The organism is Salinimicrobium marinum, from assembly GCF_014651535.1.
GTDB classification, from domain to species: Bacteria; Bacteroidota; Bacteroidia; order Flavobacteriales; family Flavobacteriaceae; genus Salinimicrobium; species Salinimicrobium marinum.
Genome location: NZ_BMXB01000002.1, coordinates 357,402 through 370,666 on the forward strand (window position 1 = coordinate 357,402; position 13,265 = coordinate 370,666).

General features: G+C 40.0%; 13 protein-coding genes. 4 read left to right on the top strand and 9 right to left on the bottom strand.

Annotation, left to right across the window (positions count from 1 at the left end):
* Window positions 1-126: 126 nt before the first annotated feature.
* Genes IE056_RS05540 through IE056_RS05550 form a run of 3 tightly spaced genes read right to left on the bottom strand, consistent with a single transcriptional unit; the run spans window position 127 to window position 3,897 of the window.
* Window positions 127-1,473: a GntP family permease gene (locus tag IE056_RS05540; RefSeq protein ID WP_189603688.1), complete on the bottom strand. Its 1,347-nt coding sequence runs from the start codon at window positions 1,471-1,473 to the stop codon at window positions 127-129.
* A complete protein-coding gene (gene gnd / locus IE056_RS05545) occupies window positions 1,470-3,386 on the bottom strand; it encodes an NADP-dependent phosphogluconate dehydrogenase (RefSeq protein ID WP_189603689.1) in 1,917 nt (638 codons plus the stop codon). The genes IE056_RS05540 and gnd overlap by 4 nt, the downstream gene beginning before the upstream one ends.
* A gap of 7 nt (window positions 3,387-3,393) precedes the next feature.
* Window positions 3,394-3,897 carry a GreA/GreB family elongation factor gene (locus IE056_RS05550; protein WP_189603690.1) on the bottom strand — a complete coding sequence of 168 codons (504 nt, stop codon included), beginning with the start codon at window positions 3,895-3,897 and terminating at the stop codon, window positions 3,394-3,396.
* A 143-nt stretch (window positions 3,898-4,040) separates the two neighbouring features.
* Between IE056_RS05550 and IE056_RS05555 the strand changes: the two genes are divergently transcribed.
* Entirely contained in the window at window positions 4,041-5,279 is a 1,239-nt protein-coding gene (locus IE056_RS05555; RefSeq protein WP_189603691.1) for a glycosyltransferase, read from the top strand.
* Between the two features lie 302 nt (window positions 5,280-5,581).
* Here IE056_RS05555 and IE056_RS05560 read toward each other — a convergent pair whose 3' ends face one another.
* A complete protein-coding gene (locus IE056_RS05560) occupies window positions 5,582-6,916 on the bottom strand; it encodes an aspartate kinase (protein WP_189603692.1) in 1,335 nt (444 codons plus the stop codon).
* A 106-nt stretch (window positions 6,917-7,022) separates the two neighbouring features.
* Here IE056_RS05560 and IE056_RS05565 point away from each other — a divergent pair, with 106 nt between their 5' ends.
* Window positions 7,023-7,670: a hypothetical protein gene (locus IE056_RS05565; RefSeq protein WP_189603693.1), complete on the top strand. Its 648-nt coding sequence runs from the start codon at window positions 7,023-7,025 to the stop codon at window positions 7,668-7,670.
* 8 nt (window positions 7,671-7,678) lie between these two features.
* Here the strand turns inward: IE056_RS05565 and IE056_RS05570 are convergent, their stop codons facing one another.
* Window positions 7,679-8,542 (bottom strand): SMP-30/gluconolactonase/LRE family protein, encoded by an 864-nt coding sequence (locus IE056_RS05570; protein ID WP_189603694.1) that lies wholly within the window; start codon window positions 8,540-8,542, stop codon window positions 7,679-7,681.
* 145 nt (window positions 8,543-8,687) lie between these two features.
* Here IE056_RS05570 and IE056_RS18600 point away from each other — a divergent pair, with 145 nt between their 5' ends.
* A complete protein-coding gene (locus tag IE056_RS18600) occupies window positions 8,688-8,816 on the top strand; it encodes a hypothetical protein (RefSeq protein ID WP_262891440.1) in 129 nt (42 codons plus the stop codon).
* A 10-nt stretch (window positions 8,817-8,826) separates the two neighbouring features.
* Here IE056_RS18600 and IE056_RS05575 read toward each other — a convergent pair whose 3' ends face one another.
* The 4 genes from IE056_RS05575 to IE056_RS05590 all read right to left on the bottom strand — a co-directional run bounded on the left by IE056_RS05575 (window position 8,827) and on the right by IE056_RS05590 (window position 12,292).
* On the bottom strand, window positions 8,827-9,459 hold the full coding sequence (locus IE056_RS05575) for a CPBP family glutamic-type intramembrane protease (RefSeq protein WP_189603695.1): 633 nt from the start codon (window positions 9,457-9,459) through the stop codon (window positions 8,827-8,829).
* Between the two features lie 79 nt (window positions 9,460-9,538).
* Window positions 9,539-10,294 (bottom strand): phosphatase PAP2 family protein, encoded by a 756-nt coding sequence (locus tag IE056_RS05580; protein ID WP_189603696.1) that lies wholly within the window; start codon window positions 10,292-10,294, stop codon window positions 9,539-9,541.
* A 13-nt stretch (window positions 10,295-10,307) separates the two neighbouring features.
* The gene (locus IE056_RS18665; protein ID WP_308427601.1) at window positions 10,308-10,766 is read right to left on the bottom strand and encodes a 3D domain-containing protein; all 459 of its coding nucleotides are present in this window, start codon (window positions 10,764-10,766) and stop codon (window positions 10,308-10,310) included.
* A gap of 62 nt (window positions 10,767-10,828) precedes the next feature.
* Window positions 10,829-12,292: a Gfo/Idh/MocA family protein gene (locus tag IE056_RS05590; RefSeq protein ID WP_189603697.1), complete on the bottom strand. Its 1,464-nt coding sequence runs from the start codon at window positions 12,290-12,292 to the stop codon at window positions 10,829-10,831.
* Between the two features lie 370 nt (window positions 12,293-12,662).
* Between IE056_RS05590 and IE056_RS05595 the strand changes: the two genes are divergently transcribed.
* On the top strand, window positions 12,663-13,091 hold the full coding sequence (locus IE056_RS05595; protein ID WP_189603698.1) for an FKBP-type peptidyl-prolyl cis-trans isomerase: 429 nt from the start codon (window positions 12,663-12,665) through the stop codon (window positions 13,089-13,091).
* The last annotated feature ends 174 nt before the right edge of the window (window positions 13,092-13,265 follow it).

Here is a 13,265-nt window from a genome sequence, read left to right on the forward strand (position 1 = left end):
TGGTGTCATTTTGAAGAAGCTTTTTGGGCTACTAAGAAATCTCTTCCTATAAAAATTTGTGGATTCGTGGCTAAATGATTCACCATAATTTCTTTGGAAATTGAAAATTCCTCACTGAAATGAATTCTATACAACTACCCACAGCAACAAAGAAACTCCCAACCCTACTAGAGCTATTAAAGTCGTCATTACTGTCCAGGTTTTAAAAGTTTGTTTTTCGGTAAGGTTAAGGAATTGTCCAACAAGCCAGAATCCGCTGTCATTGACGTGCGACATGATGGAGGCTCCCGAAGCGATGGCAATTACAATCAGGGACGTTTGTGCCATGGAAAAATCACTTCCGGTAAGAACGGGCGCAGTAATTCCGGCGGCGGTGATCATTGCCACAGTTGAAGAACCTTGCAATACCCGCACCAGGGCAGCAACAATAAACCCGAATAACAACGGATTAAAAAAACTGTCGTTCAGGCTTTCAGCAATCATCTCTCCTGCCCCGGTATTGATCAGGATCTGTTTAAAAGCTCCACCCGCTCCGGTCAATAATATGATAATTCCGGCGGCCTGAAATGATTTTGTGGCAACCTTCAGTAAATAATCTTTGGACATTCCGCGTCTTACCCCAAGGAAATACCAGGCGATAAGATTGGCAATGATAAGCGCCGTAAAAGGGTGTCCGAGCAATTCGACAATATAAATTAATTCAGAAGGAATAGCATACTCAGCAAAAAACGGACTTCCCAGTACCGTATTTATTACTATTAGAACAATTGGAATAAGGATAATGGAAATGATCAATCCCGGCGAAGGAGACATTCTCTCATCGGGTTCGTCTTCATCATCAAACGCCAGCGGCTCAATATGTATTTTTTTAGCTATGAATTTCGCAAAAACGGGTCCACTGATGATCGCTGCGGGAAGCCCGGCTAAAAATCCGAAGATGATCACCCACCCCAAATCAGCTCCCAAAATATCGGCTACTGCAATGGGACCCGGAGTCGGCGGAATAAAGGCATGCGTGATGGCAAGTCCGGCCAGTAAAGGGATGGCATAAAGTAATAAAGATTTTCCGGTTTTCCTGCTGAGCGCATAGGTGACGGGGACGAGGATGATAAATGCTACATCAAAAAACACCGGAATTGCTACTGCAAAACCCGTAACCATCATGGCCCAGGATGCATTTTTTTCTCCTGTTTTCTTCAGCATAAAGGAAGCCAGACGCTGTGCTCCGCCCGATTGTTCCAGGATTCCACCGAATAAAGCTCCGAGACCGACTACTGTGGCAACAAACCCGAGTGTACCACCCATTCCATCCTTCATCGTTTCCAGGATATCTGTCGCAGGCATTCCTGCTAAAATTCCGACTGCTATACAAACGATGAGCAACGCCAGGAAAGCCTGAATTTTAAGTCTAAGGATCAAAAAAAGCAGGAGGGCGATTCCTGCGAAAACAGCAAATAGTAGTTGTAGATTCATTCTTTACCGGGTTTCCATTCAGTGTGAAAATATTCTCCCCTTTCCTTATCTACTCTTTCATACGTATGTGCTCCAAAATAATCCCGCTGTGCCTGGATCATATTTGCCGAAGATTGCCCCGAAATAAAACTCATCAGGTAATTGGCTGCTGCAGACAACACCGGCACCGGAAATCCGTGTTTAAGCGCGTCTCCAACTGCACCGGCAAGTTCCGGTTTTGAATCTTTGATCCGAATTTGAATATCTGGATGCATGAGGATATTTTCCAGTGGACTTTCCTTCAGGATGTCTATTAATTCTTCCATGAAAGCCGACCGAATGATGCAGCCATTGGTCCAGATCCTGGCAATTTCAGATAAATTGAGGCTCCATTTGTATTCTTTGGAAGCTTCTCCCATAAGATCAAATCCTATGGAATGGTTGATGATACTTGCCGCTTTATAAGCTTTAAATAAGCTTTCAGAAATTTCCTGAAGATTTCCTTCTTTGGAAGGAGTTGGTTGATATTCTTCTTCGGCAGCCTTTCGTTCTTCTTTTTTTCCTGAAATATTTCTAGCCATAACAGCCGCAGTAATGGTGTCAAAAGGCACTCCCAGTTCCAGGGCAGCATTTGTTGACCAGCCACCGGTCCCTTTCTGTTTCGCGGCATCCAGGACCTTATCGATCAAAAATTCGTTCTTTTCTTTTTTCCTCAAAATATCAACCGAGATTTCCAGGAGGTAACTTTGGATTTCTGCGTTCCATTCTTCAAAAAGAGCAGCAATTTCTTCAGGAGTTGAGCCGGTATGGAATCTTAGATAATTATATATTTCAGCAATAAGCTGCATTTCCCCATACTCGATTCCGTTGTGGACCATCTTTACAAAATGGCCGGCACCATCGGGACCAATATAGGTGCAACAAGAATTCCCGGCCTTATCCCGTGCTGCAATTTTTTCAAGGTAATCGCCAACACGATTATAAGCCTTTGCAGGGCCACCCGGCATTATAGAAGGTCCTTTGCGGGCTCCTTCTTCCCCACCCGAAACTCCGGTTCCCATAAAAAGGAATCCGTTTTCTTCCAGGTAATTTTCTCTTCGTACGGTATCTTTATAATGTGAATTCCCGCCATCGATAATAAGGTCATCTTTGTCCAGCAACGGCAACAGGCTTTCAATTACCAGGTCTACAGCTTTACCGGCATTAACCATGAGCAGGATGTTACGAGGTCGCTCTAAGGAATTTACAAAAGCCTCCAGTTCATCAAACCATGGGAAATCATAGATCGATTTATTTTCACTGGCAAAAGATTTTGCAATATCTACTTCAATATTTTCCACATGCCGGTTATACACTGCGACTTTTACTCCCCGGGTGGCCAGATTAATGGCAAGGCTTCTTCCCATCACGCCGAGACCTAGAAGTCCGATCTGGGATTTCTCCTTCTCATTGCTGATTTTCTCCATAATTTCCTCCATAATTTTTTCAACGGATTTATTGACGTCTATATGAATTCCATACTGCGGAATTTCAAGGGTTAAAAATTGTGATTCTAATAGTTCGGGCTTAAAATAATGTCCTTTTCTTGAAGAAAGTCGGTTAAGGATCACCTCTTGTGCTGAATGTAAAAAGATCCAGGAAATGTCCTTATCGGGAACTGACTGCAGCTGCTTACGGTATTTTTCCTTTAAGGCCGAACATGCCAGAACAGCTCCTGTAGACTCGTTCCAGGATCTTATTTTTTCAGATAAGGTTTGTAGCCAGATCTTTCGGTCTTCATCCTGCAACGGAATGCCGTTTTTCATTTTCTCCACGTTCCTTAACGGATGGAAATCATCTGCATCAAAGAAGGGCAGCGTAAATTTTTCTGAAAGAAGCCGGCCAATGGTGGTTTTTCCCACCCCCGAAACTCCCATTACAATATATATGTGCATGATCTAATTATTCATAGTTAATTCCAAGAACCTCCAGTTCCCTTACTTCATTTCCCAGTTTAAATTCTGCGACCTCCCCAATTTTCTTCCCGGTTACAGCCCTGGCAATAGGTGCCACAAAAGCTATTTTTTGCTTCCTCACATCGGCTTCGTCAATTCCTACAATTTTGAATTTTTGGAGTATGTTTTTCTGAAGATCTTTTAGCCTTACTTCTGCCCCAAAGCGAACTTCATCATCCGGTTGCTCAGAAGGGTGAAGAACACGTGCAGAATTTATGCGTTCCTGTAGCAAATTCATTTTTCCGTCAATCACTGCCATTGCTCTGCGGCGCTCTGTATCATTTTCTGCCACAAGATTTGTCCTTTCCAGTTCGAGCTTATTTCGTTCCTCCAGCAACTGCTGTAAACCTTCGGGGGTAACATAATTGATCACTCCAGCCGGTAATGAGGCACGTGGAGGAATAAACGGTGCTTCTTCCTGGTCATCTTCTTTTACAAATCCTCTGCTCATAATTTCAGTTCAATTGGAACAAATCAAGTTACTGAAAATTTCGAAAATGGCAATTAAATGGATCTTTTCAGCCATTCTGGTATTTTTTATCGAAATTCGTCCCAAAATTATCTGAACTTTTTCTTCCCAGGAATATCTTCATCATGAAACACTTATTAGTCATAGGTTATGTATGGCCGGAGCCAAATTCTTCTGCTGCCGGAAGCAGGATGATGCAACTTTTACATTTTTTCATGAAAGGAGGTTACCAGATCACTTTTGCCACCGGAGCTACCCGCTCCCTTTATGCTGAAAAGCTTGAAGACCTGGGAATCACAACCGCTAAAATTAAGGTGAACGATGCTTCATTTGATGATTTACTGAGAGAAATTCAGCCGGAAATTGTCCTTTTTGACAGGTTTATGATGGAAGAGCAATTCGGGTGGCGGGTATCAGAAGTATGTCCCGAGGCCCTAAAGATCCTGGATACAGAAGATCTGCATTTTTTACGGAAAGTGAGGGAGATAAGTTTCAAAAAAGGCATTGCTGAACAAGATCTTTTATTCACTTCTGAAGCTACAAAACGAGAAATTGCCAGTATTTACCGGTGTGACCTGAGCTTGATTATTTCTGAAGCTGAAATGGAACTTCTGAAGAATCAGTTTAAAGTTGACCCTCAGCTTCTGCTATATCTGCCCTTCCTTTTAGAAGAAATTTCTGGAGAAGAATCTCGTGGATTACCACGATTTCAGGAGCGACAACATTTTATAAGTATTGGAAATTTTTATCATGAACCAAACTGGAATGCCGTGCTCACCCTGAAAGAACAAGTCTGGCCCCTCATCCGGAAAAAACTTCCCAATGCAGAAGTACATGTTTATGGTGCGTATGCTTCAGAAAAGGTATTTAACCTGCATAATCCCCACACAGGATTCCTGGTGAAAGGAAGAGCCGAAAATGCTGAAAAGCTAATGCAATCTGCACGGGTTTGTCTCGCTCCTATTCAGTTTGGCGCCGGACTTAAAGGAAAATTTCTGCAGGCAATGCAATGTGGAACCCCTGGCGTAACCACCACCATAGGCGCAGAAGGAATTTCAGGAAAAATCGAGTGGCCGGGAGCAATAGAAAATGATCCTGCAGCATTTGCAGATGCGGCGGTAAACCTTTACGAGAACGAAGACGCCTGGAAAAAAGCCCAATCCAACGGATTCAATATCATCAACACCCGATTCTCAAAATCAATATTTGAAAAAGTCTTTTACAACAGGATTTTTGAATTATCTGGAAAAATTGTTGAGCACCGTAAAAGTAATTTTATAGGAGCTATGCTGCAGCATCACCAGCACAAAAGCACGTACTTCATGTCAAAGTATATTGAGCTAAAGAACAAAGGCAAAGAATAGTTCTTTTTAGCCACGAATACACAAATAATTTCTTTTGTCATTTCGAAGGAGTTTTTTCAGCGACAGAGAAATTTTTTTTGTAATATAGTTATTTCTCCCTCAGACACTGGTTCACGCAATGACGCAAAGATTTTCCCCCAAAGAACGCAGAGGTTTTATCTTACATTGATGTTGTGGTTTTGCCACGAATGCACTAATAATTCTATTGATTAAAAGTGGGATTGAAAAAGCACTCCAAATTAAAAAACCGTAGGATTCTTTTTCACATCCGGCGGTTCAAGAGAACAATATAAAGAGAAAATTTAAACTACAGTTTGTACCCTGTTTGAAAACAGTTTTTCATTCAGGCTTTTCAGGATCTCAATTTTATTTCGGGTGTCTACGAGTAATGAGATGTTGTTTTTACTTCCGCCGTAGGAGATCATCCTTACCGGAATATCGTTCAGCAGTTCGAAAATTCTGTAGATCCCTTTATCTTCTATGACCGATTCTCCAACGATACAAATAATACTATGCTCCTTCTCTACCGTGATTTCTCCGTAGCCTTCAAGTTCATTTAATATTAGATCAAGATTCCGTATGTCATCAATCGTCAGGGATATGGCAATTTCAGATGTGGTGATCATATCGATAGCGGTTTGGTGCTTATCGAACACGTCAAAGATTTTACGAAGGAAACCGTGGGCCATAAGCATTCGGTTGGATTTGATCTTGATAGCGGTAATTCCGTCTTTGGCAGAAATAGCTTTTAATCCGGTACTTCTTACTTCCGAGGAAATTTTGGTGCCGGCAGCTTTCGGAGTAAATGTATTCTTCAGGTAAATCGGAATATTCCTGTCCTTTACCGGCTGCACTGTTTGTGGATGCAGGATCTTTGCTCCAAAATAAGCAAGCTCGGCAGCTTCTTCAAAAGTTAAATGAGATAAAGCTGTAGTGTTCTCCACATAACGAGGATCATTGTTGTGGAATCCGTCAATATCGGTCCAGATCTGAACCTCTTTTGCGCCACAGGAAGCTGCAATAATCGTAGCGGAATAATCGCTTCCACCACGCTTTAAAGTATTGATATTCCGGAAGCGGTCTATGCGTACAAAGCCCTGGGTGATATAAATTTCTGAACGGATTTCCCTTCTTAAAGTCTCTTCAAGTCGGGCGCTAACGATATCAATATTTGGATTCTCCAGACTCTGAACATGCATGAAATCCTTTGCATCCAGCAGCGTGTTATTCACTCCCCCGGATTCCAGGTACTTTGAAAAGATGTAGGTAAGAAAACTTTCTCCAAAGGTAAGGATCACGGGCTCCAGTTCTGCGTTATATTTTGCAGAAACCACCTCCTGCAATTGGCCGAACATTTGTTCTATTTGAGCCAGCGTATCATTCTTTGCTTCGGAATCTGGAAACAATTCTCCAATTACATTTTTATGCTTTTGATGAAGCCGTTCCATAATTTCATTCATGGTACTCTTGCTGCCTAATTTAAAATACTCTACCAGGTTCACCAGCTCATTAGTAACACCCGACATGGCAGAAAGTACCACAATCTTACTCCCCGGCTGATTTGTAATTATTTCTTTTACATTCCTGATACTTTCGGCAGATCCAACTGAAGTACCACCAAATTTTAGAACTTTCATCTTTTTACTTTTTTTTGAAGTTGCATAATTAAGGATTGCTCCATGGCTTGTAAAAAAATAAATCTATTTTATATACCTTTGCACAAATTGTTTATTATTTAACAAGATGAAAACGATCAGTACCTGCGTCCATGATATTATTCGGCACCAGCCCTTTTTGGATGATGCCCTTGCCCGAAACATCATTAACTTCAGTTCCCTGGCGGCCGATTTACAGCCACAGGTGGAAAAGGAAATGAGAAAACCTGTTAAACAAGGGTCTATCATCATGGCGCTTCGCCGCTATAGCCCAAAGAGAAGCAAATTCACGAGCAATAATTTCCGGAAACTTGGGGATATTGTGGTACGTTCGGGGATTACAGAATATACCTATTTAAATTCAAAAACCATTATTGCCAATAAGGCAAAACTTTTGGATTCAGTTAAAGATCAGGTGGGGATTTACCTCAATTACTCCAGTAATTACCAAGAAAGCAATTTTTTGGTGTCCACTTCTCTAAAGGAAACTGTGGAAGAAAATTTCAGGAATGAAATTAAAGTGAATGAGAAAAATGATCTGGCCTCTATTACCATTGCTCTTCCCGAAGGAAATACTAAAACAATTGGATTGTATTTCTACATTTTTAAGCTGCTGGCCTATGAAGGGATTCCGGTGTATGAAATTATTTCTACCACGAACTACTTTAGTTTATTCCTGGAAAGCGAATATGTGAATCAGGCATTTTATTTAATGAATGAAATAAAAGCTTCTTAGTATTCCCATTAATCCAGCTGGTACCACCAAACAGAATTCTGAAAATTCATGGGTAGGATCAACTGATTCTTTTCCTTCAGAAATAGGATGTCTCCCGAACTTTTTTCAGCAGTAAGAACCAGGGTTTTATTACCATTTGGATCTATGCTGTAGATCTTTCCGGTCGCCCAGTCGGAAACGTAAAAGAAGTCTTTGCCCGAAGGTTGAATTCCGTCAAGGTTTCCTATGCCTTCTTCAGTAACCATAAAGATTTCCTTAGTATCCATATCGATCTTTAATAAATTCCCATCCTGATTTTCTCCCCAGGAAGCCGCATACAGATCATCTTTATGAGCAAGGAGTCCGTTAGGAGAATTAAGTTTAGAGCTTTTTAAAAATTCTGCTATTTCTCCTTTTGGCGTATCAACCCTCATGGAGTTAGCTGCCATTTCACCGGGAATAAAATAGATGCTGCTTTGTTCAAGATCTGAAAAGAAAATACTTCCGCCGGCATCGACCGTAATATCATTTAAAGACATGGCTCCATCAACAGGGATTTTTCGATTAATTTCTCCTTTCTGAAGATCCATTTCTACCAGTTCGGTCACATCAGTAACATATAATTTATCTTCATGCACCAGGAGACCTTTAGGATCATTTAGTCCGGTGATCCATTTTAGATCCAGAATTTCACCTTCCGGAGTAATTTTGGAAATGAATCCGTCACCATCTTTATCATCCGCCATATTGGAAACGTACAGTACGTTGTTTTGTTCATCAAATACAACCGATTCCGGATGACTGAAGCCTTCAACTTTTAGCAAAGGCTCTTCATTTTGGGCAATAGCTCCGGTGAAAATAACTATAGTGAAAATAAGGTGTAAATATTTCATAATTAATTATTTAAAACCTGAAGGTACAAAAACCTCAAAGTTTTTAAATTAAGGTTCAGTTAAACTATTCTTTTAAAGTTTTCACAAAGCCGCTTCACAGAATTCAGGATTCTTTTATTTTTATTTGATATTTGAAAAAATTGCTATGAAAAAGATTCTAAGAGCTATTATTGCAGGATGGGGTGCCAAAAAACTCGGAGGTGGCTGCGGTTGCTTCGGAATAATTATAGTGTTCATCATCCTGTGGTGGCTTTTAGGAAGTATAGGTTTCTAGAGCTTGAAATTTATGCAAAAAAATGTCCGAAGCCAACGGTGAACATAACCAACCCATAGATATAATGCTCAAGGCTTACATTTAACAAACTCTGGGTTTTTAAGTAATTAAAAATGAAGATCCAGCATACCAGAAAAGTCGCTATGGGTGCCACCAGGTTATCATAAATCAAATGTGTTAATCCAAAAATAATGGCATTGCTCAACATGAGCAGGTATTTCTCTGGCACGATTTTCTTGTACCGCTGGAAAAAATACATTCTGTAAATGATTTCCTGTGGCAGTACAGATACTATGGGATACAGGAAAAAAGTAAGGACATATCTTCCAAACTCCTTCACTGGATATTTCAAAAACAAATGAGGAAAAATCCACCAGGTAAACCATACCAGTAAAATACTAATGATCATGATCCTTGGAACGCTTTTCCTGAAATAGGCGCGATCAAACCTGATGAAATTCCCTTTATCAAAATCCGGATCTTTCCATAACAGCATTCCGAAAAAAACAGCAATAAGTAAAAGCGGAATTACTTTCCACCAGCCTTCCAAATATTCTATGGTAATGAAGGGTACAAAAACAAAGAAAAACAAAAATTCAAGTACCATATAGGTATTTGAATAATAGACTTTGTTTAGGCTCATAAAAGGATTTACAGGTAAGATAAATAATATCCTGCAGAAGAATTCTAAAGGAACTATTAAAATCTAAGGAAAGGGATTTTTATTCTGTCTCCAGATTTTCTTCTACTTCCGTACGGTTTCTTTTTCTCAAAAGATCGATCACATTAAACAGTACAATACAAAAAGCCACCCAAATCAAGCCGGCTATAAAGCCACCTGCCACATCTGAAGGAAAATGGACTCCGAGATAGATACGGCTAACTCCAATGAATAAAATTAATAAAGCGAAAGCAATAGAGAGGATTATCCGTACCAATTTATTCATTTTTATCTGGTAGAGCAGGTAAATTAGGAATCCGTAGAAGGCCATAGCGCTCATCGCGTGTCCACTGGGATAGCTTAAAGATTCAATAACAACCAGGTGCTCTTCTTTAGGTCGGGCCCTGTCGAAAACTTTTTTCAATGCAATATTGGAAAGTGCAGATAATACAAGAACCCCTAGCAGCTGAAAAATAAATTTCCAGCTTCTTAGTTTAACAAAAAGAAAGATGGTTACCAGGATCATTGCGGCAATGTAAGCATACACGTCGCCCATATCTGTTATAAATATAAAAAACGAAGTAAGGCTCGGAGACCTGAAGGACGTAACATACTCTGTTACACTACGATCAAAACTTTCAACGGTATTACCGGTTACTTCATCGCTAAGCTCTACAAAAAGATTTGTACCAATTACAAAAACAATAAAAGAGATTAGGATGATTATATAAAAGGAAAGCTCCTCGTTTTCTTTAGATAATTTTTCTCTAAAAAATTCTATACTGTTCTTTATAATTGGTCTTATTCCTTTGCTCATTCCTTATCCTTTGTTATTCCACTTCTCTTTGTTCCTGCCCAGGGAAACTTATCTTTACTTTCTTTCTTCCCCAATCCATGGCTTTTTCCTTATTTATTCCCATGTAGATATCAATTTTGTTCCGCCAGCGCTGGTGCATTTTATCATTTACAATAAAAAGACCTTCAAATCCTTCAATAACTACCGGTGTACCGTGAGTTAAACCCTTTCTCACGAGATCCCGGGAAACGGCAATACTTTTCATTCCCGGTACAAGGGTATCCCCCCATGCAGTTATGTTAACATTTCCTTCTCCCTGTAACCGCAGTGAATTATAGGCAGAAGCGGTAACAGTAAGGGTATCGCTAAAAACTAGAACCTCTTCCCCGTTCCCATCTTTATCTTCTGATGGAAAATCACAGGCAGATATACCTGTAAGAACGTAAAATCCCATCAGAACAAAAAGAAATTGAAAAATTTTTATGTGAAACATAATTTAAAATTTTGATTCATTTCTAAACGATCTGAACAGAAATTTATTGAATGGAATGTTTTTTATCCTAAACTATAGCCGTTACGATAGTCTCTTTTAACGAATTGATTTACTTCATCCAGATTGGTGACCCGTATGTTTTGTGCATCCCAGATCATTTTAATATCCCTTCCCGGGTATTCATAGGAGGTATTACCCTGCTGGTTAACCACAGGTTTCCTTACATCAAATCCTCTTATTGCAAGATTGGCGATGAGCAAGGTTTCGGTTAAAGGCCCTGCGATTTCAAAAGGAGAACTCATTTCTTTCTTTCCGTGGCCGGCGATCGCACCTTCCACCCATTGGCCGTAATGCCCGTCTGCACCACCCGGAACTCTGTCATATTGCTGCGGAACATTTACTTCGGCGGTTTTGGAAGTTGGCAATAATTGCGGATTTTCTCCATAAGTACCACACATCATTTTCCCTTTGGTCCCTATAAACAGTACTCCGTTTCCACCATCTCCAAAAGTTTCGTTTGGCCCCAGCTCTTCGGGGCGCATTGGTTTTATTCCACCGTCCATCCAGTGCATGGTAAGATCTCCGTCAGTTCTTTCATTTCCGGGAAAAGTCATGATCACGTGACTGGAAGGAGGGCAACTCTCCGGGAAATATCCTCTCCTAAATTCATCTACATATACACTTCCCACACTACATTGTACATCTTTAGGATATCCAAGTTTGAGAACAGAATAAGGAGCCTCTATTAAGTGGCATCCCATATCGCCCAAAGCACCGGTTCCATAATCCCACCAGCCGCGCCAGTTAAATGGCACCAATCCTTCTATGTAATCTTTATACGGTGCTGTTCCAAGCCATAGATCCCAATCCAGCTCCTGCGGAACTGGAGCAGACTTTTGCGGCCATGGAATTCCCTGCGGCCATACGGGGCGGTCGGTCCAGCAGTAAACCGTATGAACTTTTCCAATTAAATCTGCATTATACCACTCCTTCAGTTTTCGCACTCCATCTCCGGAAGCCCCCTGATTTCCCATCTGGGTTACAACTTTGTAGTTTTTTGCAGCTTCCGTTAATTTCCGGGCTTCATAAATATCATGTGTCAAAGGTTTCTGAACATATACATGTTTTCCCAATTCCATTGCAGCCAGGGTTTGGACTGCATGGTTATGATCTGGAGTAGAAACAGAGACAGCATCAAAGTTTCCGGATTCTTTATCCATAAGTTCCCGCCAGTCTTTATAATATTTTGCTTTCGGAAAACGTGCAATTGAATTAGCCGCTCTTCTGTCATCCACATCGCATAAAAAACCAATATCTGCCTTCCCTGTCTGCGCAAAACTGTTGATATCACTTTCTCCCTTTCCTCCTACTCCAATTCCTGCGACTATGAGTCGGTCACTGGGAGCTAAAAATCCGGTTCCACCCATGACATGACGCGGAATAATCATAAATCCTGTAGAGGCAATTGCGGTACTTTTAATAAAATTTCTTCTGGAAGTACCTTTAGAGGAGTTGTATTCTTTCATAATTGTGTAGGTTTTGTTTACAGATGATGTGAATTTTGGATGATTAGAACTAATAAATTATATTGAATTCAATAAATCTATGAACTTATTTTCTATTCTCCAATTTATAAATCATTCCGGCCAGGTTCAGGATCTGATTAGGATTTCAGTTTTTTGAATATTTTTAATCAAAATGAAGGAAAACTGCCTTTCTAGTTAATATTTATGTAAGAAAAGAGCATAAAAGCCCTGTAAATTTGTCTTTTGCTCATATAAGTGTACCTTTGCACTCTGAAATGTGGAATACCTATCTTTTTGCGAAAGCACTGTCTTTTTCTTCTGATTTTATTTTCATTTCAGTTTAAATTTTTTAATTGATAAATACAATTTTATGAGTCAGGTAAAACAAGATGATACCGTAAAAGTACATTACACCGGAAAATTAGAAGACGGACAGGTTTTCGATAGTTCTTTGGAAAGAGAGCCAATTGAATTTACTCTGGGCCAGGGACAACTAATTCCAGGTTTTGAAAAAGGGTTACTTAATATGGGAGTAAATGAAAAGAAAACCATCAATATCCCTTCTGAAGAAGCTTACGGTGAACCAAGGCCAGAACTGGTACAGGAAGTAGATAAAAGTCAACTTCCCGAAGAGATCAAACCGGAAGTAGGAATGGGTCTTGTTTCAAAAAGTCCTGATGGGCGTGAAATGAACCTCGTTGTTACTGAAGTAAAAGATGAATCTATTGTTGTTGACGGAAATCACCCGTTAGCAGGAAAAGATCTTATTTTCGATCTTGAAGTAGTTGAGATCAAATAATAGAACCAGATACTTTAATAAAAAAAGAGGCTATTTATAAAATTATATAAATAGCCTCTTTTTGCATTCATATAACATAAAGAAAAATCCTTCAGGTGTGTACTTGAAGGATTTCTTAATTTTCACAGGAGTCCCGGGCCTCTAAAAAGCCATGTAATTTGTACTCCGGAATTA

Coding starts and splice junctions, on each gene's coding strand:
- IE056_RS05540 (WP_189603688.1), bottom strand. CDS start 1,473: ATGAATCTACAACTACTATTTGCTGTTTTCGCAGGAATCGCCCTCCTG.
- gnd (WP_189603689.1), bottom strand. CDS start 3,386: ATGCACATATATATTGTAATGGGAGTTTCGGGGGTGGGAAAAACCACC.
- IE056_RS05550 (WP_189603690.1), bottom strand. CDS start 3,897: ATGAGCAGAGGATTTGTAAAAGAAGATGACCAGGAAGAAGCACCGTTT.
- IE056_RS05555 (WP_189603691.1), top strand. CDS start 4,041: ATGAAACACTTATTAGTCATAGGTTATGTATGGCCGGAGCCAAATTCT.
- IE056_RS05560 (WP_189603692.1), bottom strand. CDS start 6,916: ATGAAAGTTCTAAAATTTGGTGGTACTTCAGTTGGATCTGCCGAAAGT.
- IE056_RS05565 (WP_189603693.1), top strand. CDS start 7,023: ATGAAAACGATCAGTACCTGCGTCCATGATATTATTCGGCACCAGCCC.
- IE056_RS05570 (WP_189603694.1), bottom strand. CDS start 8,542: ATGAAATATTTACACCTTATTTTCACTATAGTTATTTTCACCGGAGCT.
- IE056_RS18600 (WP_262891440.1), top strand. CDS start 8,688: ATGAAAAAGATTCTAAGAGCTATTATTGCAGGATGGGGTGCCAAAAAA.
- IE056_RS05575 (WP_189603695.1), bottom strand. CDS start 9,459: ATGAGCCTAAACAAAGTCTATTATTCAAATACCTATATGGTACTTGAA.
- IE056_RS05580 (WP_189603696.1), bottom strand. CDS start 10,294: ATGAGCAAAGGAATAAGACCAATTATAAAGAACAGTATAGAATTTTTT.
- IE056_RS18665 (WP_308427601.1), bottom strand. CDS start 10,766: ATGTTTCACATAAAAATTTTTCAATTTCTTTTTGTTCTGATGGGATTT.
- IE056_RS05590 (WP_189603697.1), bottom strand. CDS start 12,292: ATGAAAGAATACAACTCCTCTAAAGGTACTTCCAGAAGAAATTTTATT.
- IE056_RS05595 (WP_189603698.1), top strand. CDS start 12,663: ATGAGTCAGGTAAAACAAGATGATACCGTAAAAGTACATTACACCGGA.